A 20,685-nucleotide genomic window follows, 5' to 3' on the forward strand; every position below is an offset into this window, starting at 1 on the left:
CCTTCATATCCTTGTCGGCAGCTTTACGCGCTTCGCGGTCATACTTGTCGGCATCTTTTCTAGCATCTTGCGCATCTCGCTTAGCTTCGTTCATATCCTTGTCAGCAGCTTTACGCGCTTCGCGGTCATACTTGTCGGCATCTTTTCTAGCATCTTGCGCATCCCTCTTAGCTTCGTTCATATCCTTATCGGCTTCTTTACGCGCTTCGCGCTCATACTTGTCAGTATCTTCAACTAGCTGCTTTTCTTCTTTTTGCAGCGTTTTGTCTAGCTCCAGTTGTTTGCTACTTAATTCCTTTTTAACCTTAGTTTCAGCTTTCTGCGGCGGCTCAGCGATCGCACTTGGCACAATAACCAATGCAGTTGATACCAGTAATGCACTGGCTAGTTGTGTCGCTTTCATCTTCAAACTCCTTTTCAGCTTAATCGGATTAACTATTGCTCTTCGCGCAGCACTTCAAGCTACAACGACAAAAGAGCGGAATTGAATAATTTAAGTATAGCCAATTTATCAGCATTAATAGCTTCTAACTCTGAACTAAAAGACTAATAGACTTGGGATTTATAGCAGCCATTTATAAAAAATAATTAATGTAAAAACGCAGCAGTTTTCTGGATATGGGATATCTAAAACATAAATAAGTGTGGCAGTATGTTTCGCCACAAAAGAATGAGCACACAAAAATAACTCAATAAAAATAAAAACTTAGTAACAAATAAGTGTTATTCCCATAACGCCTTTGTCCATTTTGGTAGGAGTCCTATGAATACAGTTTATACAATTGGCGAACTCGAATCGTTCTTGGTCGCGATTCTGGTGCTGTTTATTGGGCATACGGTCAACCGTCATGTCCCACTGTTAAAAAAGTATAATATCCCCGAACCCATTGTAGGCGGTTTACTGGTAGCTGCATTTATCACAATATTGCACTTCAACAATATTACCGTGGCATTTAGCCTATCGATGCAAAATACCTTGATGCTGATGTTCTTTAGCACCGTAGGTTTAGCGGCAAACTACAAATTGCTACTCAAGGGTGGGCGTAAAGTCGTCATCTTCTTAGGTGTCGCCTCCTTGTTTATTGTAATTCAAAATATTGTCGGTGTTAGCCTAGCCCGCGTATTGGGTCTTGATTCCTTTATGGGTCTAATTGCAGGCTCGATTACACTCTCTGGTGGACATGGAACGGGTGCAGCGTGGGCCGATACCTTCCAGAGTGACTACGGTATCAATACTCTTGAGTTTGCCATGGCTGCAGCAACATTTGGCTTGGTCATGGGCGGCATTATCGGTGGGCCTGTAGCACAGCGCCTGATCAATAAAAATAACCTAGTGTCTTCATACGGCATTGGCGGTAATCATCATACCGACCACCCCGATTTGGTTACCTATGATCAGTTTGAAGAGGACAGGGTAACAGCCAAAAGCGTACTCGAAGTCTTGTTTATCATGCTGCTGTGTGTTGCTGGCGCCAAATGGACTAGCATGCTGATTGAGGCTGTAGGCGCGAGTTGGTTAAAAATGCCAGAGTTTGTATATGCGCTATTTATCGGTGTGATCATTACCAACCTTACCGAGATCTCTCGCGGTTATAAGATCAACAGTGAATGTGTAGATGTACTCGGCTCAGTATCGCTTGCGCTATTCCTGTCGATGGCCTTGATGAATCTAAAGCTATGGGAAATTTTTGATCTTGCTATACCGCTGCTGATCATCTTAGTGGTGCAAACCGCCGTACTTGCACTGTTTGCCTACTTTGTGACGTTCAGAATGATGGGCAGCAACTATGACGCCGCCGTTATGGCTGGCGGTCACTGTGGTTTTGGCCTTGGCGCAACGCCAACTGCCGTGATGAACATGGGCGCTTTGGTATCACGTACCGGCCCCTCACCACAGGCCTTTATGGTTGTGCCTATTGTGGGAGCCTTCTTTGTCGATATCGTCAACGCTGTGATCCTAAAAGGCTTCATGATTTTTGTTGGTTAGCCTTTAATCGCTAGCCTTTAATAAGAGCTAGCCTCAATTAGCCCCACAAAAAAGCCAGTGATTATCGCTGGCTTTTTTATTACAAAACCTATTCTGCTTTTCGTCTCAGCTCTTTCTAGGGCGCTTAGCTGCGAGGACGGGCTTCGCCCTGCTAGGAACAGCAAAGGAAAAAAAGCATTACCAGTGCTTTTTTCTAGGACCTTTCTTTACTTTTCCTAGGATCTAGAACCTGCGTTTCCTAGAACCTGCATTTCCGTCTCAACTTGCACCGCCTTGGCCTGCTCAATCTTTGCATAGTACCTAGAAAGTTTAATATAGATAAGCAACGACAAGAATATCACCCCACCGCCAATCAGTTTTTGCGGCTCTAGCGTTTCTCCCAACATAAAAATACTCAGAAGCAGCGTCCAAATCGGCTCTAAAATCATTAGCAATGCTGCAGTTTCCATACTGACGCTATACTGCCCCATGGTCTGTAATAGATAGCGTACTGAAGTCGCGATAAGCGTTGAAATGGCAAACCAAATAATTAAGTCACTAGAGAATTCAATAGTGTGAGCCTGTGTAAATAGCGCATAAACGGCCCCGACTAAACCCACTACAAATAGCTGTAAGCAGATAGACACTAGCGGCTTAAGATTGCCACTGATACGCTTATTCATCACAAAATGCACCGACAGTAACGCCGATGCCAACAAAAACAACAACTGACTCGATTCCATTTGCCAACCGTTACCTAAGCTAAGTAACATCATGCCAGTAATACTCAGCGGCAGTGCAATCCAAAAGGCGCGGTTAGGTTTTACTTGAAACAGTAGCCAAGCCGTCAATGGCGCAATAATCATCGCGAGGCTCATAATAAACGCCCCTTCTGATAGGCTATCGCTAATTGACACTGCGTATATCCAAACTTGCAATGCCAGCCCCAAAAACACCCCCACGCCGCAAGCAGACAACACCTGCTTCATGCTTAGTTTGAGCAAACTTTTATAACAAAATGGCACCAAGATAAGACTCGCTAATATAAAGCGCACCCCAATAAAGACCTCACCTGGCATTGACTGCACCACAATTTTCGAGGCTACCCAGCCCACTGCGGCCAACATGGTGGCGATAAATAGATACAAAACACCGCGCATTACGTGCACTCTTAAATAAGGGCTAATAGCCAATTGAAATGGGATTACATGGCATGAAAAGAAATTATCTCACTGCACTCATAACAAAAATAGCAACCCCGTATCAATGGGATTGCTATTCATAATCTAACGAATAATTTTAATCTAGATAGTCACTCTAAAGCTACAGGCAATACTCACACTAAACCGTAAAACCTTACGAGCCAAAAACAAAAAAGCGAACCTTTACGGGAATGCCAAAGGGTTCGCTTTTTATGGCTATTTTATAGCTAACTCATTACTTAACAGATAGGCAAGCCTGTTACTTAGCAGCCACTTTAGCGCGGGCGCTGTGCAGCTTCTTATAGCTTTCAATCAGTCTTAGGTGTGGCTCGATGCCTTCAAGCGCCATGCTGGTTTTAGTTAAACCATAAAAACGCACGTCGCCATTAACGCTGCCAACAACGTTTTGCATCACCTCAATACCAAACATACGGTTGAAGTTATGAATAAAGTGTTCCAGCTCGAGCTCTTCATCCATGCTCACTTCAAGGACTGCACTCACCGCCTGGTAGAACAAGCCGCGCGCAACCGTGTTGTCGTTAAACTGCAGGAAGTCACCCACTAGCTCCATCGCCTCATCATGAGCGCCGAGCGCTAGATAGATAAGGATCTTAAGCTCGATAATGGTTAGCTGACCCCAAACGGTATTTTCGTCAAACACGATACCAATCATGGTACGAATATCAGTGTAGTTATCGAGTTGGCTTTCTTCTAGACGGTTAACTAAGTCCACTAGATCTTCATCAGAGAGTGAATGCAGGTTCAAGATATCTTCACGATATGCTAATGCCTTGTTGGTGTTGTCCCAAATCAAGTCATCCACTGGGTACACTTCTGAAAAGTCAGGTACCAACATACGACATGCTGATGCACCTAACTGGTTAAACTCAGCGGTGTATACCTCTTTACCTAAGTCAGCAAGAATACCAAATAAGCTGTCTGCTTCTTGTTGGTTAGTACCGGAGAAATCCCACTCGCAGAACTCGAAATCTGCATTGTTGCTAAAGAAGCGCCATGAGATCACGCCCGTTGAGTCAATAAAGTGCTCAACAAAGTTCTCAGGCTCAGTCACCGCCATGCTGTTGAATGTTGGCTTAGGCACATCATTCAAGCCTTCAAAACTACGGCCTTGTAATAACTCGGTTAAGCTGCGCTCAAGTGCGACTTCTAGACTTGGGTGCGCACCAAATGAAGCGAATACACCGCCGGTTTTAGGGTTCATTAAGGTCACGCACATCACTGGGAATTGACCACCTAATGACGCGTCTTTAACGACAACCGGGAAGCCCTGCTCTTCAAGACCATTAATGCCTGCTAAAATGCTTGGGTACTTTTCAAGTACTGACATTGGCACTTCAGGCAATACCATTTCTTGTTCGATAATTTGACGCTTAACTGCGCGCTCGAAAATCTCAGATAGACACTGCACCTGCGCTTCTTGTAGGTTGTTACCCGCGCTCATACCGTTACTTAAGAATAAGTTTTCAATCAGATTTGACGGGAAATATACCGTCTCGCCGTCTGAATGACGCGTGTAAGGAATGCTACAAATACCGCGGTCAATATTGCCAGAGTTAGTATCAATCAGGTTAGAACCAGCAAGCTCGCCATCTGGATTATAAATGTCTAAACAGTATTCATCCAAAATACCTACTGGCAGTGAATCATCGTCTGTTAACGCAAACCATTTCTCATTCGGGTAATGCACGAATTCGCTGTTGGCAATCTCTTCACCAAAGAACTGGTCATTGTAGAAGAAGTTACAGTTAAGACGCTCAATAAACTCACCTAATGCAGAACAAAGTGCGCTCTCTTTGGTTGCGCCTTTACCATTGGTGAAACACATTGGTGATGCAGCATCACGAATATGTAGCGACCATACATTAGGAATAATGTTGCGCCATGATGAAATTTCGATCTTCATGCCTAAATCGGCAAGCATACCGGTCATATTAGCAATGGTTTGCTCAAGTGGCAGATCTTTACCCAAAATATAGGTGCTAGCATCGCTATCACTTTGGCCCATCAACATCGCATTGGCATCTGCGTCTAGGTTTTCAACGGTTTCAATCTTAAATTCTGGGCCAGTTTGTACCACTTTTTTAACGGTACAACGCTCAATTGAGCGCAATATTCCTTGGCGGTCTTTATCTGAAATATCATCAGGCAATTCAACTTGGATTTGAAAAATCTGGTTATAGCGATCTTCAGGATCAACAATGTTGTTCTGCGACAGTTTGATGTTCTCTGTTGGAATATCACGCGCCTTACAGTACACCTTGATAAAGTAAGCAGCACAAAGCGCTGACGAGGCTAAGAAGTAATCAAATGGACTCGGTGCAGAGCCATCACCTTTATAACGAATAGGCTGATCGGCGGTGACGGTAAAGTCATCGAACTTGGCTTCTAGTCTCAAGTTGTCGAGAAAATTAACTTTGATTTCCATTGAATATGATTCCACTTTGTTGCGAGCGTTGCCCTTGGCACAGATATCAGTCGGTCACTCAAGCATCTAGCTTAATTGTGGACCCAGACTGGGTATCAGCCCTGAGGCCAAATAAACGAATTGGGGGAATTATCGGTGTTTTTGGCGCATTAGTCTTGGGTTAATTACACAAAAGCTCAGATTCACAGCACTGACATCTAGAATAAGCATTGTCAATCAGTATCAAGCTGCGCGCTCATCGAGTTTTTTGCTTCCCAAAGCTTATTGATTCTTATCGGCCTCGCGCTTAACTAAGATAAACGTGAGGTACATTTTCGTCGGCAGTGACAGCGCCATACCAAAGGCCACGCAAACGGCGCTAATGATAATCCCGGTTACGCCCATAGCGTGGATGGTGTCGTTGAAGTTATGCAGGTAAATCCCAAGCAAAATTAAACTCAGCCCTATGCAGATACAAGTTTTGAGTAGAGTAATAAGCTTACTGTCTGTCACAGCTAAATTTGACACCCATGCCGCCCTTTTTCATCAAGTAGGCATTTATTATGGCGACATGGTGTTTTTTTATGCTGACGCAGATCAAACTTAGTTAAGCTAGCGCTAATTCAAAATGGCGATTTATGAGAATGGAATATAATACCGCTTCACACGCAAGCAAGCTGATTAGCAAAGAAAAGCTTCGAAAAGGAAAGAAGCAAAAGGATAAGCCCAGTGAGTTATCCTTAATATTGGTGAAATAAACCTGATGTCGCTTACATCGCCTGCTTTAGCATTTCAATAACATCTTGATGTTCGCGATCAATCGCCAAGTCCATTGCCGTCGAGTCATGGATATTGACTTGATGAATCGTCTCTGCCGCGCCATTAGCCAGCAGTAACTCAACAATCGCAGTACGTTCATTATAGTTACCAATAACAGCCTTAATTAATGCGGTATTGCCATCGTCACTAAGCGCATTACTATCAGCGCCAGATTGCAGCAATAATGCTACCACCTCGGCAGTGCTGTTGCCGGCGGCGGCCATTAGCGCGCTTTCACCTTCATCATCTAAGCCGTTTACATCTGCGCCCTTTGATAACAGCAGCTGCATCTTTGACAACATACCGTTTTGGCTGGCGATATTAAGCGCTAGCGTGCCATAACTTCCCTCTTGATTAGGATTAGCACCCGACTCAAGTAGTAAGCTAACAATCTCAAGCGTACTTTTTTGGACCGCATGATTAAGCGGTTTATTCTTGTACCAATCGCCCTGATTAACATCCGCACCATCGGCTATCATCTTGGCTACCGCTAGAGCATCATCATCTAAAATGACCTTAATGAGTGCAGTAAAACCACTGGCATCTAGGCCATCCTTATCAAAACCATCTTCATCGAAACGATCATCGTTTTCATCGTCGTCATCGTCGTCATCGTCGTCGTCGTCGTCGTCATAATCATAATCGAAATCAGCGCCGCAGCCGGGCTCGAGCCCTTCAATATAGGCGCTTAATCCAGGCCAATTACCACGATCACAAAAATCGTTGAACTCAACGATGGACTCATTCGCTGACCTATCAATCAAGCTTGCTAATAGCTGGGTCGACCACTTAAAGGTCTCAACCGGCGCGCCTAGACAGTTGTGATGGAAAATTGCGATCTGCGCCGTGACATTCTGGGCTTCAAAGGCGTTCAATAACATTTGTGAAAGCGATTTAATTTCATCAACTTCGCATTCAAGGCTCAACAGTAACAAATGCGGCTCAAGCCTAAAGGCATAGATATCCTGTTCAAGATGGTCAAGCTCAGGGATCAACATCTTTATCGCTTCATCAGCTGTAGTCGTCAACTTCATGCAGATAAAATAGGGCTCATCATAACTATCTAACCCGTCAAGGTGTTCACGTAAAATATCGTCTAGCTCTAATCTATCGAAAATAGTACTGCTAAGCATGTAAACCTCATTTTTGATCCATGTCAGGAGCGAGAAAAAGTCAAAAAGTGACACTTAAATAAAACACACACCATTATTCGCTGTAGAATATTCTTTCGCTACTTCGAGTACAAGTCGTTATTTTTAATATATATATTTAACTTTTAAAATTGCTTTGGTTATCAATTTTTGAGGATTAATAGATGTTGGCGGTATAGAGCGTTATCGGTATTGCTACCAAGTGTCAGCATCAAAACGGGCGATTCTGGCCTCAGACAGGGTGCAGTCAGTAAGGTGGATGAGCTCAGAGAGAGTGATGTTAGGGTTTTGCCGAATAAGCCGTACGAGTTTAGCCTCTAATGGCTCAAGCTTGTCGGCGTGGCTAAGTAGGCCGGTGTCGACCTTTTTAATCAGGTGGCTATATTCGCTATTGCCTGCGTTCAATTGCAGCGTTTTAATCTGCTGAATGAAGGCTTGAATATTTAGCGCCTGCCCCGCTATCCCCCAGTTTCGCGAGCGGCGCACACGCTTGAGCTCACAATCAAATCGCTTAGCAACAGTTTGTGCCTGTTTTACCGCGTCTCGGCCAATTCGATGAATAAGCGAAGGGAGCGCAATGGTGATCTCTTGTTTCATGGCTGCCTTTGCGGGGGCTCTTAAGCTTAATCCAATCACTCTATTTTTTCAGCCTGGGCTGAAAAACTCAAGCAGCAAAGGTTAAGCTACACAACTCAAGTATAGATAGCATGGTTTGAGAACAAACCATCATTCCCCATACCAAAAGCATGACCTTTACACAAAACCAAAAAAATAAGATACCCCCAAACTTTACTCCAGTAAGCGACTAAATCAACAGCGAATTAAGTGGTTTATATCGATCATAGTAAAAAGCAAATGCTGTTAATCATCTTGGAGTTGATTTAGATCAATGAGATCTCTCGCCTTTTCAGGCCTTATAAATGTGAGCGTGATCACAAACAGCGTTAGACTGGCATGTTCGCACAATTATCGATTTTTATCGTTTAATACTGATTTCTTTTAATAATGAAACCTAAAAATGTAGAGGTACCCTATGGAATTACTACCAAATTGTTATACCGATCTATGCGTTAATGGAAAATGGTTTCATTATGATCACGGAGCCAACTCAGTCTTCATGCTTAACGGCAGTAACCCCCTTACCTTTGAGCTGAACTCATTACCCACGACTGAAGATGAATTAGAGCTGCATTTAACGACGATCGCCAATCAACTTATCTAGGTCGCTATTTAGATAGTAATCTAGGGGAAAGTTGCCAGCTTGCCAAAAATAGGTCCACGAGACCTATTTCTGCATGGCTATAGCAAAGTAAAAATACGTAAACTCTACCTATCGAATGCAAGACAAGCGATGTATATACCCAAACGACTTGAACATGCTCATTTCAGAGGCCTTGCGCGAGTTCAATTCTAGGCGTATTAGCGTAGGAATGGTAACTCCCTTTTAAGCTAGTGCAACAACGAAGTGGGCTTGCGCAAAGCCTTCTTCGATGGGTTTTAATGCACTTTCTGCTGCGTTATTGATCTTGCTAAGGGAACAACCATTAACTGCAATCAACGCCTTGCTTAAAGCGCATTAAATTCCCACTGAACCCTGCATCTTCAGGTGGCTTGGGTATAAACCCTAGCGTCAGCCCATGATGTTGAAATGCCCAAAAACAGAGAGATTGAACGTTGATAAATTTGCTGAGAGCGGATAACACCTAGCGATTGCGTCAACACGCCTCACTGAGGCTGTTACATTACCCATACAAAACATACAATTAGAGCCACTTAACGGCAGGTAGCGTTAAATTCTGCGCTTGGGTTTGATGACCAAAATGAGTCATTTTCATCTAAGGTTTTGCTCGAAAGAACTAAAAGTAGAAAAATAAATATGGACAATACTCAATTATAGGGTATTATCCATCTCGCTCTGCTATTGAGAGTGATTAATGAAACATAAGTAAAAAGTAAAACCTTAGAATTCCTTCGTTATTGTTGTTATCCTCAGTTTTCCCTTATCTTCATCATCACATTTAATAATTCAATTTTTCAGTGCATCGCATAATGCGAATTTTTTATGAATTTAAATATAAGGGACACATAATGTCTAATACAACTGGTATCGTAAAATGGTTTAACGAAGAGAAAGGTTTTGGTTTCATTACTCAAGACAATGGCGGCGCTGACGTATTCGTTCACTTCCGTGCAATCACTTCTGACGGTTTCAAGACTTTGGCTGAAGGCCAAAAAGTATCTTTCGAAGTAGAGCAAGGTCAAAAAGGCCTGCAAGCAGCTAACGTAAGCGCGCTGTAACTTCGTAAGTTGACGTAAATGGCTTCATGGTCATTTACGTCATTTAAACTAACTTTTAAGAACTAATCTTAACAACTAGCTTCAATAAAATCAGCTTTAATAAAAATTTATACCGTATCTGCGAAAACATTAACATTTCTACCATCTGCTTTTTGTATATGTCATTACGTTTCTGAAAGACTTCGTTATATTCCTATAAATACAAATTAAACATTTAATAATTTAGACAAAGCTTAGATTTTCTTATTCCATCTTCAATATATTTTCAACACATCAGGTTTATCATGTCTCGTACATCGGGTCCAAAACGATTTTGGTTTCACCAATCTAAAAAGAAATCAGCACACACTAAAACAAACACAAAAAGGGTATAAATGAGAGTAAATTTTAATATTTTTAAAGATAACATTTCTTGGAATGCACTAATCCACCAGTTAAATGGTGATGTACTATTGCGTCATGTTCTCGTGAAGGGCAATGTCGTAGATAGAAATATAGACTTTATCTATTGTGATGAAACCTGCCAAGGTAAGATCATCAATGGCCATAACCAGCTTATCGGTAACTTTTCGACCACTCACTAGTAAGACTCGCTGTGCAAGTTCCAAGTCATCAATAACGCTCTTAAGCCCTGCCCCACTTTAAGAAATGCACAAACAAGCGCCAGCATCTATTTAGATCAATAATCTGTTTAGGTCAATAGTCTGTATTACCACTGTGGCTAACCCGATGTAAAGAGCCTTGCCTACCATAGATAATGACACCATTTAGGTACACAAGACTCAATATATCACGCCAAGATTTAAGCCTGTTTTACTATATCAGCAATAAGAACTGCTCAGTAAAAAGATCAGCTCAGTAGCTGCTCAGGTGCTTGATAACTAATATGTTGGTGGAATCGCACTATCAGCTCATCACGAGATTTGTCTAACGCTAATTCAGACGTGAGGCTCCTTAGCGCATCTTCTACTCGGTTCAAGTAGCGCCCAAGTGCGCCATCTTTACAATCATTAACGCCAGCAGCAATCGTAAAGCTAACCATTTCGACTAAGTGGCTACCGTCCCAATGACGAATAAACTGCTGCTCTTCGATATTAGGATCAAAACCAAGCATTTGCACTTCGTCAGTGCCATCAACTAGATCGAATTTACTGTTACGCACAAGCGGTGTTAGCCCATTTGCAACCATGGCAATTCGTTTAAGCTGTTTGGCTGAAGCCGCCTGAATAAATACATCCTCAAGCTTCTGATACAGAGGCGTAAAGTCATTGGTCGGTTCTGGTAATATAGCCTGCTTAAGTTTACGGCTTAACGGTAGTTTGACCGTAACATAGCATAATGAACCGTGATCCTCTGGAAGCGGGCATTGTCTTGCTTTATACCTATCGCTGATTGAGCGTAGCTTATAACCATAACTCTCTTTGTTGCCTTTCGCTTTAGCGAACAGATCATATGACAGGTGCTGATGATCGCGAATTTTGATTTTTAGATTTTGCTCTGGTAACTGAGGCATCAGTTTGGCAAGGAAGGTCTGCACCTTAATATGGAAATTAGCAGAGTTACTGCGAATTTCGTCACCCGTAGCCAAGAATACAATCCTAATTTTTCTTGCTCGGTAATCATCTTTACTATGAAGGCTTTGCGCTTCATGGTATTCAGGATTGTAGAAAAATATGATTTGTTCTTCAGTTGGAAAACAATATGCCTCGGCATGAAAACGCACCACTGGTAACTTATCGTTAGTGATCACATGAAGGTTATATAGCTCTTCTTGCTCGCCTAACGCAAAAATAGTGCGACTAAGAGACTCGTAACAGGTTTTGTAATCCGGAAAATGAGCTAGCAACGCATCTGTTACTATGATCTCTGCAGTAATGTACTGATTGGCTCGAACGCCCTTGGGAATGTACACTTTCTGCTGATGGCTAAGGGACATAAATACTCCTTGTATTAAGTTAACCATATATATCTTGTTGCCAATAGTAGCGATATTTTTTGACAAAAATACTACGATAGAACACACTTTTTACTCGTTAAAAACATAATACGCTTTGAATCTGATTTATTGCTTAAAATCGATACTCAAAGGCATGCCAAATAGTAATCAGGCCTGTCAGCCTAACAGTTCACTTAATTTCCGCTAAAATGACTTTGCCATTATTCCTGTTAAGAGTGTATTGAACTCTCATTTCTCAAACTCAAACTCAAACAACAAAAGCAAAAACACCCACAAAACAAAAACGATACAAGTCACCATTTGCCACAACTGCTATTTACCATTCAATAACAAACATTTAATATACAGTTTATTGAAAGTTGTAGAGTGTGTTTAGAATGCAGAAGTCTTCTCTTAAAATAAAACTGTTACTAACGACGGCCTTAATAATAGTGTTGTCATTACTCCTTATTACTTGGGTTGGCATTACGTCAATGCAGACGACGGCTACGGAGTCACAGCAGTTGTCGGCAGATAGTTTACAGCGCATTACTCAAGCTAAACTGGATGAAATTGCTGCCAAATCAGCCGTAATTATTGAAAGTCGTTTAAACGGCGCATTTATGGTGCCGCTAACCTTAGCTGAGCTATTAGCCAGTAGTTCATCACATGCCGATGGCAATGTATTTTCCCGAGCTCAGGTTAAGGCGCTTAACCAACAATTCCTCAACGCTAACTCTCAGGTGAGTGCGATATACAGCCAGTTTGAACCCAATGGCTACGACCAAACTGATAGCCAATTTATGGGGGATTTAGAGCATAGTTCACCCACCGGCACGCTTGAAATCTATTGGGTGAGAGAAGATGGAGAGTTAGCTTTTTATCCTGTCGACGATCCAGATGAAAAGTACCTAGATACCAGAGATGAGTTTGGCCAGCGAGAAGCCGAGTGGTATTTATGCAGTAAAGAGACCGGAAAGCCCTGTACTATAGAGCCTTACTGGTATGAGCTAGAGGGCGGAGAAAAAGTTCTAATGACCACCTTAGCGGCCCCCGTGACAGCCGGCGGTCAGTTTAGAGGCTTAGTCGGGGTCGATATTAACTTACCCTTATTACAAAAAATGATTGTGGCAATCGCCGCCGACCTCCCGCAAGCACAAGTCAATCTATTAAGTGAACAGCAGCGATTAGTGGCCAGCTCTAATCACAGCAAACAGTTAAACCGCCCACTGACCGAGGCCGACACGCAACTGGCAAAAGAGTTACAGACTGCAAAGGTAAGCAGCCCTGATTATCTGACCACAGTAGCAAAAATCAATATTAGCGCCTCTAATACCGAGTGGACATTAGTCATCCGCCAACCTAAAGCTGTGGCGCTGGCTGATAGCCAAACCTTGATAACGCAAATGAAGCAAGCAACAGAAGCAACAGCAGTAAAAATGGTCACTTACTCGCTGATTGCACTAGGTCTGGCTATGGTGCTGTTATATCTGTTTGTTAACAGCTTTGTGAAGCCCATGTCACAGATGGCGCAAAAGTTCGATAGCCTATCTAAGAGTGATGGTGATTTAACTCAAACTCTTGATATAGAAAGCCATAAAGAGCTCATCACCATGGCAAGTGGCTTTAACGCGTTTGCAGAAAAACTCAAGTTGATGGTGTTATCGATAAAAGGCCAGTCGAAACAATTAACTCAAGAAGCAAGCGAACTGTCTAAAACCGCGCTAGCGACCCGAGTCGCCACCGAGAACCAGAAATTAGCAACGAGTAGCATAGCTGCTGCGGTTGAGGAAATGTCGACCACATCAAATGAGGTCGCAAATTTAGCCACCGATGTTTCTAATGGCGCAGGTGAAGCATTTGAGTTTTTGAAAAATACTCATGGCAGTGTCGAAAACACCACCAACGAAATTAATGCACTCGCTGGCGAGATGAGCGTTGCATCTGAGCAAATCGCGCGAGTTTCTCAGCAAAGTCATAATATCAATACCATATTAGAAACCATTCGAAGTATTGCCGAACAAACCAATTTATTGGCATTGAACGCAGCGATTGAGGCGGCGCGAGCCGGTGAGCAGGGACGCGGTTTTGCGGTTGTGGCTGATGAAGTACGCACTTTAGCCGGGCGAACTCAGGCATCCACCACTGAAATAGACAGCTTGATTAACAGTTTACAGCACGATGTTAGCCTTGCAGTTGAACAGATAGATGCCAGTCAGCAACGAGTTAACCGAACCGCTGATGAAACTCAACAAAGCTATCAACAGTTAAGTGAAGTCACTGAAAGAATTAATCAGATTAATTCCAGTGTGCTCCAAGTCGCGACAGCAGCAGAGCAACAATCTGCCGTCAGTGTGGAGATCAGCGAGAAAATTACTCACATCAGTGACTCAGCTGATGAATTGTCAGAGCTCGCGAGTGAAGTGGACTTAGTCAGCGACAAACTACAGAGTGTGGTGAATGAGCTAAATGGGGATCTGTCGACGCTAAAAGTTGAATAACAAATACCTTATCAACTGAAAACAATAAGGCTCACCGTTTACGTGAGCCTTATTCGTATTGCTAGGTATCGAATACGCTGGTCACCATTACGCTCAGCCTCAATACCTTGCTATAAAAGCTTATTAAGTACAAACCTGATTGCGGCCTTTCTTCTTGGCTTTATATAGGGCAACGTCTGAGCGCTTCATGGTTTGCTCAAAGTTTTCACCGCTTTGGTGCTCAGCAACACCAATAGAGATGGTGACACTCACCGTCTTAGTTTTTTGCAGAGCCTTGCCACGTGTGGCTTTTGATTGGCTCTTGCGCTTCTCATCTCGCAGCACGATATCATATTCCTCTATCGACTCGCGCACCTCTTCAAGGTAATCAAGCGTCGATGATGTGTCTTTACGGGGGAAGATAATGGTGAACTCCTCACCACCGTAACGGAAAGCCTTTCCACCACCGCGAACGCCGCCGATTTTACTCGAGACCAGCTTCAACACCTGATCACCCACATCGTGGCCATAGGTGTCGTTGAACTTCTTAAAGTGATCGATATCCAGCATCGCAACACTGTATTTACGGCCAAGTGAAAGCACTAAATTATAAAGCGCGCGACGCGAGGCAAGCCCAGTCAGTTCATCGCGATAGGCTAAAAAGTAGGAATCCGTCAGAACCGTCAAAATGTAAATAGTGGCTAATGCCGTCATCGAAATAGACTGCGGCAGTAATGCTGGAGAAATAAAGTTTATCGCCCAAAGCACTAAGGTGATGAAGATGGAGGTGTTAACTAAGTTTGCCTGCCAAACCCCACGAATAAACACTAACGCGGCGCAGAGATACACAGGGGCCTGTATGCGAATATCTACACTCAGTAGCTGAGTGAGGTAATTATCTAATTCAGCTTTAAATTGAGTGTTGGCCCAGATCCAAGCATAAGCTGCCAAAAAACTCAGTATTATCCCAAGCCCTCTCACCAAGCTATGGGGGGACAAAAGCCCCCTGTCTTTAATGAAAGCAAACCAGGTGATGGTGAACGCTCCCCCTAGCAACAGCAGATCCGAATGTTGATTCACTGCTAGCTTGCCAAAGAAAACACCCGACGAACACAGATAGTAAACCAGCATTAATATCGCCAGATACGCTAAGCGACTTCGGTTAAATTGCAGTGCAATCACTATCCCGGCAGGGAGCAACCAAAAAGGAAGTTGCTCAATCACTCCCTGCCAAACCTGCAGCTGAGCTTGATAGACCTCGCCAAAAATCAGCGCCAACGCCGTGAAGATAATAGGAATAAAGAAATAGCGGCAACTATGGTAAAAAGCAGACAAAACAAACCTCTATATAAATCTAATTAAATGCATAACACTGCAATAACAGGGTTAAATAATCAGCTCAATAAGCAACATCGAGTCATCGAGGCAAGTAAAGAGCTGCTGAACATAGCCCTATAAGTCGACACTTTTTGAATAAGATGAAGCCTAGCGCCATTATACTCGCAACAAGGGCAAAATAACGGACTTAGCGACCAAGTTAATGCCGAGAATGACATAGGGCGAATGGATAGGCGCTATATGACTAGCTAAGATACTTGCTCGGTTTTAGTCTGAGGTTGAATTAGCTGCAATATAATCAAACCCAGCATCACCGAAAATAAAATAGACCCAATACGAATAAAATCGTTATGCAGTGCATTACCCCCACTCTCAGTAATGCCTTTATAAAGCAAAATCACATAGCCACAATATAAGACTTGAAAATTATTGTTACTGGCTTGTTTTTTCATCGCATAAATCCCCATCAACATGGCACAAACGATAGCGACGCCTAGCTGCACAACAATGTTAACTTCAAAGGCTGCAGCCAACAACGGAGGTAAAGCAAACAACAAGCCGACGCTGTTCATGATAAGACGGTTAATACCATAGCTTACCCCCTTCATCGGGTTAGGGTCCTTAATCACATTCGTTAAAGTGATCGCCATAAGTGCCGCTTGAGATAAGTTTAAGTCGATAAAGACCCACAAAAAAATAAATGAGCAAGCGGCTTTAAACAAAAGGTGCCAAATCTCCGTCTGCGCCGCCCCCTCTGGAACGGTTTGAGTTGTCGCGATAACCTCACCGCCAGGAAATAATAGAAAGGCTATACAGACCGTGAAACCGGCATAGATAAGCTCTAAAAATAGTCCTTTAGGCAGTTGAGTGATATCAAGCCCTTTTTGGCGGCTAAATACCGTCACTAACACCAAAGAAAGCAGCATAAACGAAGATACGATATCCGCTGGGTTTTCACGCGCTCTTTGCATGCACCAATAGAAGGTAACAAACAGTAACAGATAATAGATTAATGGATCATCAAATAGGTATAGGCTGATTTTACCCTGTAGCCAAGTACTGACAAACAAGATGACACCTAGCTTTAAAATCATTTTTGCAGATGGCATTTGTGAACTGATGCAAAATAAAACCGCCACCAAAGCGGGCCCGAGTAGTGGTAGACGAGTACCGTAAAAATCCTGCCAATATAATAATAAAACAGGAAATACAGCCAATCTTATCAGCGCATTAGCTCGGCTATGAAACATAGGATAAGTAGCTCCAAGTCCAAGTCCATATATCCAGCAGCGTTTCACCCATCGTCGACTGCCCAGGATAAAAACTTATCATGGCTCGAGCGCCATAACGCTGCGGTAAGGCACTGGCCTCTGGTCCGAGATTGATATTGACCGGAAAACGTTGCGAGTGTTGCAAGCCATCAGGAGAGATCAATAATCCCGTCGTTTGATCAGTTTGTAAATTGCCATTACCACTGCTGCCCCAACCTATAGATTGCACCTCACCACGAAAGGTTTGGCCGGGATAGGCATCAAATACGATTTTAACTGGAGTACCCGGTTTCAGATAAATGAGCGAGTTCTCCCTCAGCATCGCGGTGATCCAAGTGTGCTTGTTATTGATAAAGGTAATTAAAGGGTGGCCCGCTACGGCAAAGTTCCCCGCAGCCAAATTAAGGTGAGTAATCACACCATCGCCAGGTGCTTGCAGGTGACAATATGACTCCTCAAGTAGCGCTTGATGGAGCTGATTTAGCGCGCTTTGTAGTTGAGGATTATTTTCTCCTTTTGGTCCAAGGGCTTTTTTTGAGCGTTCAAGCGCAGCCTTAGCTTGCACGACCATTGCTTCGGCATCTTTAAGCTGATCTTGACTGTCATCTAAAGATTGTTTGCTGATCACCCCAGTGCGGCCTAACGCCGTCATTCGCTGAGTATGTTTATAGGCATTGTCACGTTTTATTTGGCTAGCCACTAAGTTGGCTTGAGCCTCTTGGATCCCCGCCGAATCCGCCCCTAATGACAAACTCGTTTGCTGCAAGTGCAGACGAGCTGCGGTAACTTTTAGTAAAAAAGGCGCATTGTCTAATTCAACTAGGGCTTGCCCCTGACTGACCTCTGCATTATTGACCACAGATACCTTGTAAATATCAGCGGAGACTTGAGGAGTGATTTGGATCAATTGAGCGTTAATTCTGGCGTGATTATTCATGGGAGTCACACGATCAGCCCACAGCGTATAAATCCACAGTAAAAATACCATAACTAATAAAATCCACGTGACTCGCTTAGAAGAGGCAACCGTTTTTTCCTGAGTATTTTCGGAAGCGCCTTCTGCTGTATCTTTATTTGTTGGCATAATTCTTCATCTTTATTGTATGAGGAGATTGGTCTAGCCGATACACCCATAGCTGAGCCGCTGAAGCGGAAATGGTAAGCATAGGTAAATGAGCCTATTTGAAATATAGTTCAACATTAGCCTAGCTGAAGTGAAGAGAAGTAAAAGTAGTTACTATAAGATGCAAAGTAAGGTGTAAAAAATGTCCATCCCCATAACCCATAAGCCATAAGCCATAAGCATTGATATCTAACTAAAAGTGGCCGTTACCCCCATCAGATTATGTCAGCGTGCTGTGATCGGCTAAGGGCAGACGCAATGGTTAATGCCTGTTTATATTGAGTTCTAGACGGGTACTGGTATTGAGTTTCAGATTGAGGTTGAGATTAAGGTTTAGGTTGAGATGGAGATTTGAATAAATACTATCTTGTCGCTGCAGAGCGCAATATTGAAGACAATGTTGCAGTAGGGAGAGGCTAAATAAGTTAAGAGGCTATATTATGTTAGGTGCCCATAAATGACAAAAAGCCTTGCCGCTTAAAACATCAGTAAACTAATGTTTTAATTAAAGACAAGGCTCAACATCTCAGCCCAATATGATGGGCAGTTGCTTGCGCTTATTTATAAAACGCTTCAACCTCACCCTTAACGGTAACCATCAGCGGTTGACCGCGACGGTCTAAGGCCTTGTGTGATGGAACTTTTACCCAGCCTTCGCTGATGCAGTATTCTTCAACATCAAAACGCTCTTTACCGTTAACCTTGATACCGATATCGTGCTCAAAAATAGCTTCCACATGATGCGGGCTACGTGGGTTAACAGAAAGACGATCAGGTAAAGTCGGTTGCGATGTAGTGTCAGTCATAATCCTGGCCTGTAGTAATAAAATTGCAGTAAATAAAAAGTTCGCTATTGTAGGCAATACAGGCCTAACGCTCAATAGCGGTTGCAATAAATGTTAGTGGACTCTCACTCATATTCAAGAAAGCTTATCGCTTCGCTCTCTCGCACTACAACGCCTCTAACGCTCACCTAGCTTGCAAAGGCAAAAGCCGACCTACTGTTTACACTGACTAAATATATCTAAACTGCTTTGGTACTCACGGGTTTCTACCTCCATCATGCCTAGCACCGAATGGAAAAGGTTATCGTGTGAATATGGATGACTCTTAGCCGCTTTTTCTAAACAGGCTGCATTAATATTTTTTGACTCTTTAAAGCCAGGTGACATCCAAAGCATTAGAGGCACTTGAGTTTGATAGTCAGGGGCAAAACGATACGGCATACCATGTAAAAACATGCCATTCTCACCAAGGGACTCTCCGTGATCTGATATGTAAATAAGTGCTGTATTATAGTTTTTCTCTAGCTTTATTAACGTGGCAATCGTATTACTGAGCACATAGTCTGTGTACAAAATAGTATTGTCGTATGTGTTAACAATTTCTTCTATGGAGCAGTTTTCAATATCGCTTCTGGGGCAATCAGGGGCAAACGTTTTCATCTGTTCAGGGTAACGTTTGTAATAGGTTGGCCCATGGCTTCCTATAAGATGAAGCACAATCATTCGATTACCATTAAGAGAGCTTATATCTTGCTCAAATGTATCTAATAAGGCCATGTCGAAACATGTGGTCCCATCGCAAAACTCGTTAATGTCGGCACGTTCTATGGTGACCTTATCAATACGGGCTGCAACGTTTTTATCACCGCCATCATTTTCCTTCCACAATAATGAAATACCAGCACGCTTTAACACATCTAACAAATTATCTTGGTTATCAGCAATACTGCGATTGAACTCTTTTCGAGTCATATTAGAAAACATACAGGGAACAGAAACCGCTGTTGCTGTGCCACATGAACTTACGTTTTGGAATGAAATGATATCAAGCCCACGGGTATATTCATTCGTTTTTCGCGGGTAACCGTTAAGTTCAATATTTTGCGAACGGGCAGTTTCACCGATAATCAGCACCGTTAATGTCGGTTTGGTTTCGGCCATGATAAGCGCTGAATCAGCCTGCTTGGCATCTAAGCCAATTGGGCGATACACGATAGGCTCAGAAAAATAAGTGTCTTTAATATATCCAACTGAACTGTAAACAAACTGCGTCGGGATCACTAACTTTTTCAGATAGCGATTGTTACGCCCAACAGATGAGTAGTCTTGGTAGTAAAGTGCTGCAATGACCGCGATAACCATTAATGACAGCAGCATAGAGGTTAATTTCATCATTAACATTTTCGCTGGGCTTTGCTTTATTCCTACAGGCACCATGAACACAATCAGTGCAGGTATGATCCCCATCAACAATACCCAAAGCGTTGAGTAAGCGCTAAGGTAAGACCCTGCCTCACTGGTATCTGTTTCCGCGATATTAACTATCATATTGTAGTCAAATAGCGCGCCATAATTATAACCGGCGTAACTCACCATGCTGGAAAGTATTAATAAGATAATAAAGAATGGCTTAGCTACAATTGGCCAACTCAGTAAGTTGAAAAGAAACACTAACGCTGAGCAAAAAAATACCGGCAATGAAACAACAAAACCAAACTTAACACCATCAATTTGATTTAATACTTTATATAATTCAGCATAAATAGGGATATTAATAACTAATGAAAAATACAGTGCCAGAGCAAAGCTAAAAAATGCGTAGGATACGCCGGAACGGAACGCTTTATTGAAAGCAAGAGTCATATAACATCCCGTTACCTATAGAAAGAAT

At 42.8% G+C, this 20,685-nt stretch carries 17 protein-coding genes; 5 read left to right on the forward strand and 12 right to left on the reverse strand.

Translation table 11 applies throughout. The features are described from left to right. On the reverse strand, positions 1-403 hold a 403-nt coding region (locus ACVBIL_RS15665; RefSeq protein WP_447167898.1), incomplete at its 3' end, for a hypothetical protein. A gap of 360 nt (positions 404-763) precedes the next feature. Here ACVBIL_RS15665 and gltS point away from each other — a divergent pair. After that, positions 764-1,987 carry a sodium/glutamate symporter gene (gltS, locus tag ACVBIL_RS15670; RefSeq protein WP_447167899.1) on the forward strand — a complete coding sequence of 408 codons (1,224 nt, stop codon included), beginning with the start codon at positions 764-766 and terminating at the stop codon, positions 1,985-1,987. Positions 1,988-2,202: 215 nt separating this feature from the next. Here the strand turns inward: gltS and ACVBIL_RS15675 are convergent, their stop codons facing one another. From ACVBIL_RS15675 to ACVBIL_RS15695, 5 genes are all read right to left on the reverse strand, one after another. After that, positions 2,203-3,126 (reverse strand): DMT family transporter, encoded by a 924-nt coding sequence (locus ACVBIL_RS15675; protein ID WP_447167900.1) that lies wholly within the window; start codon positions 3,124-3,126, stop codon positions 2,203-2,205. 301 nt (positions 3,127-3,427) lie between these two features. After that, positions 3,428-5,614 carry an OsmC domain/YcaO domain-containing protein gene (locus tag ACVBIL_RS15680; RefSeq protein ID WP_447167901.1) on the reverse strand — a complete coding sequence of 729 codons (2,187 nt, stop codon included), beginning with the start codon at positions 5,612-5,614 and terminating at the stop codon, positions 3,428-3,430. Positions 5,615-5,875: 261 nt separating this feature from the next. After that, positions 5,876-6,106: a hypothetical protein gene (locus ACVBIL_RS15685; protein WP_447167940.1), complete on the reverse strand. Its 231-nt coding sequence runs from the start codon at positions 6,104-6,106 to the stop codon at positions 5,876-5,878. A gap of 257 nt (positions 6,107-6,363) precedes the next feature. Further along, positions 6,364-7,545, reverse strand: a complete 1,182-nt coding sequence (locus ACVBIL_RS15690; protein WP_447167902.1) for an ankyrin repeat domain-containing protein — start codon at positions 7,543-7,545, stop codon at positions 6,364-6,366. Positions 7,546-7,758: 213 nt separating this feature from the next. Beyond that, positions 7,759-8,160, reverse strand: coding sequence for a ribosome recycling factor family protein (locus tag ACVBIL_RS15695; protein ID WP_447167903.1), 402 nt, complete (start codon positions 8,158-8,160; stop codon positions 7,759-7,761). 436 nt (positions 8,161-8,596) lie between these two features. On the opposite strand from ACVBIL_RS15695, the gene ACVBIL_RS15700 reads away from it, so the two are divergent. The 3 genes from ACVBIL_RS15700 (at position 8,597) to ACVBIL_RS15710 (ending at position 10,445) form a co-directional block, all read left to right on the forward strand. Next, positions 8,597-8,785, forward strand: a complete 189-nt coding sequence (locus tag ACVBIL_RS15700; protein WP_447167904.1) for a hypothetical protein — start codon at positions 8,597-8,599, stop codon at positions 8,783-8,785. 866 nt (positions 8,786-9,651) lie between these two features. Further along, positions 9,652-9,861: a transcription antiterminator/RNA stability regulator CspE gene (gene cspE / locus ACVBIL_RS15705; RefSeq protein ID WP_447160685.1), complete on the forward strand. Its 210-nt coding sequence runs from the start codon at positions 9,652-9,654 to the stop codon at positions 9,859-9,861. A 374-nt stretch (positions 9,862-10,235) separates the two neighbouring features. Continuing rightward, positions 10,236-10,445 carry a hypothetical protein gene (locus ACVBIL_RS15710; protein ID WP_447167905.1) on the forward strand — a complete coding sequence of 70 codons (210 nt, stop codon included), beginning with the start codon at positions 10,236-10,238 and terminating at the stop codon, positions 10,443-10,445. Positions 10,446-10,711: 266 nt separating this feature from the next. Here the strand turns inward: ACVBIL_RS15710 and ACVBIL_RS15715 are convergent, their stop codons facing one another. Beyond that, positions 10,712-11,797: a DUF3083 family protein gene (locus ACVBIL_RS15715; protein WP_447167906.1), complete on the reverse strand. Its 1,086-nt coding sequence runs from the start codon at positions 11,795-11,797 to the stop codon at positions 10,712-10,714. A gap of 494 nt (positions 11,798-12,291) precedes the next feature. On the opposite strand from ACVBIL_RS15715, the gene ACVBIL_RS15720 reads away from it, so the two are divergent. After that, the gene (locus ACVBIL_RS15720; protein WP_447167907.1) at positions 12,292-14,298 is read left to right on the forward strand and encodes a methyl-accepting chemotaxis protein; all 2,007 of its coding nucleotides are present in this window, start codon (positions 12,292-12,294) and stop codon (positions 14,296-14,298) included. A gap of 123 nt (positions 14,299-14,421) precedes the next feature. Here ACVBIL_RS15720 and ACVBIL_RS15725 read toward each other — a convergent pair whose 3' ends face one another. From ACVBIL_RS15725 to ACVBIL_RS15745, 5 genes are all read right to left on the reverse strand, one after another. Beyond that, positions 14,422-15,612: a GGDEF domain-containing protein gene (locus tag ACVBIL_RS15725; protein ID WP_447167908.1), complete on the reverse strand. Its 1,191-nt coding sequence runs from the start codon at positions 15,610-15,612 to the stop codon at positions 14,422-14,424. Positions 15,613-15,863: 251 nt separating this feature from the next. Beyond that, entirely contained in the window at positions 15,864-16,865 is a 1,002-nt protein-coding gene (locus ACVBIL_RS15730; protein WP_447167909.1) for a DUF2955 domain-containing protein, read from the reverse strand. Further along, positions 16,855-17,970, reverse strand: a complete 1,116-nt coding sequence (locus ACVBIL_RS15735; RefSeq protein WP_447167910.1) for an HlyD family secretion protein — start codon at positions 17,968-17,970, stop codon at positions 16,855-16,857. The genes ACVBIL_RS15730 and ACVBIL_RS15735 overlap by 11 nt, the downstream gene beginning before the upstream one ends. A 596-nt stretch (positions 17,971-18,566) precedes the next feature. Continuing rightward, positions 18,567-18,815, reverse strand: a complete 249-nt coding sequence (locus ACVBIL_RS15740) for a DUF3297 family protein (RefSeq protein ID WP_447160678.1) — start codon at positions 18,813-18,815, stop codon at positions 18,567-18,569. A 192-nt stretch (positions 18,816-19,007) separates the two neighbouring features. Continuing rightward, entirely contained in the window at positions 19,008-20,657 is a 1,650-nt protein-coding gene (locus ACVBIL_RS15745; RefSeq protein ID WP_447167911.1) for a phosphoethanolamine transferase, read from the reverse strand. Positions 20,658-20,685 lie beyond the last annotated feature (28 nt).

The organism is Shewanella sp. 125m-7 (genome assembly GCF_052977045.1).